Source organism: Wenzhouxiangella sp. YN9 (genome assembly GCF_056324165.1).
In genome coordinates this window covers 1-1,187 of record NZ_JBJNIP010000039.1, presented here as the reverse complement: position 1 = coordinate 1,187, position 1,187 = coordinate 1, and the positions used below count along the sequence as shown (strand labels likewise).

Sequence of the window (1,187 nt, the reverse complement as noted above, 5' to 3'; positions counted from 1 at the left end):
TCGATGATTTTCGACACCACGCCGGCACCCACGGTACGGCCGCCTTCGCGAATGGCGAAGCGCAGACCCTCTTCCATGGCGATCGGCGCAATCAGCTTGACGGTCATCTGCACGTTGTCGCCGGGCATCACCATCTCGGTGCCTTCCGGCAGCTGGCAGTCACCGGTCACGTCGGTGGTGCGCAGGTAGAACTGCGGACGATAACCCTGGAAAAACGGGGTGTGGCGACCGCCTTCGTCCTTGCTCAGCACATACACCTCGGCTTCGAACGTGGTGTGCGGCGTGATCGAGCCGGGCTTGGCCAGAACCTGACCACGCTCGACGTCCTCACGCTTGGTGCCGCGCAGCAGCACGCCCACGTTGTCACCGGCCTGACCCTGGTCAAGCAGCTTGCGGAACATCTCGACGCCCGTGCAGGTCGTCTTGGTGGTGTCGTGAACACCCACAATCTCGATGTCGTCGCCAACGTGAACCACGCCGCGCTCGACGCGACCGGTCACCACCGTACCGCGACCCGAAATCGAGAACACGTCCTCGATCGGCATCAGGAAATCCTTGTCCAGATCGCGCTCGGGCTCGGCAATGTATTCGTCCATCGCCTCGATCAGCTTGAGAATCGAGGGCACACCAATATCACTGTCGTCGCCTTCCAGCGCCTTCAGAGCCGAACCGGTAATCACCGGCGTGTCGTCGCCCGGAAAATCATAGTCGCTGAGCAGCTCGCGAACTTCCATCTCCACCAGCTCGAGCAGCTCGGCGTCGTCAACCATGTCGGCCTTGTTCATGTAAACAAGAATCGCCGGCACACCCACCTGACGAGCCAGAAGAATGTGCTCGCGCGTCTGCGGCATCGGGCCGTCAGCAGCGGAAACCACAAGAATGGCACCGTCCATCTGCGCCGCACCAGTGATCATGTTCTTCACGTAGTCGGCGTGACCCGGGCAGTCCACGTGGGCATAGTGACGGTTGTCCGACTCGTATTCGACATGAGCCGAGGCAATCGTGATACCGCGCTCGCGCTCTTCCGGCGCGTTGTCGATCTGGTCGTAGGCGCGAGCCTCACCACCACGCGCTTCAGCGCTCACCTTCGTCAGCGCCGCCGTCAGCGTCGTCTTGCCGTGGTCAACGTGACCGATCGTGCCCACGTTGACGTGCGGCTTGGTGCGTTCAAACTTTGCCTTGGACAT

Annotated in this window: 1 protein-coding gene; it reads right to left on the bottom strand. The window is 61.8% G+C overall.

The annotated features are described in order from the left end of the window. The coding region (gene tuf, locus ACEWQ0_RS00220; RefSeq protein ID WP_476484139.1) for an elongation factor Tu at window positions 1-1,187 on the bottom strand (1,187 nt) is incomplete at its 3' end.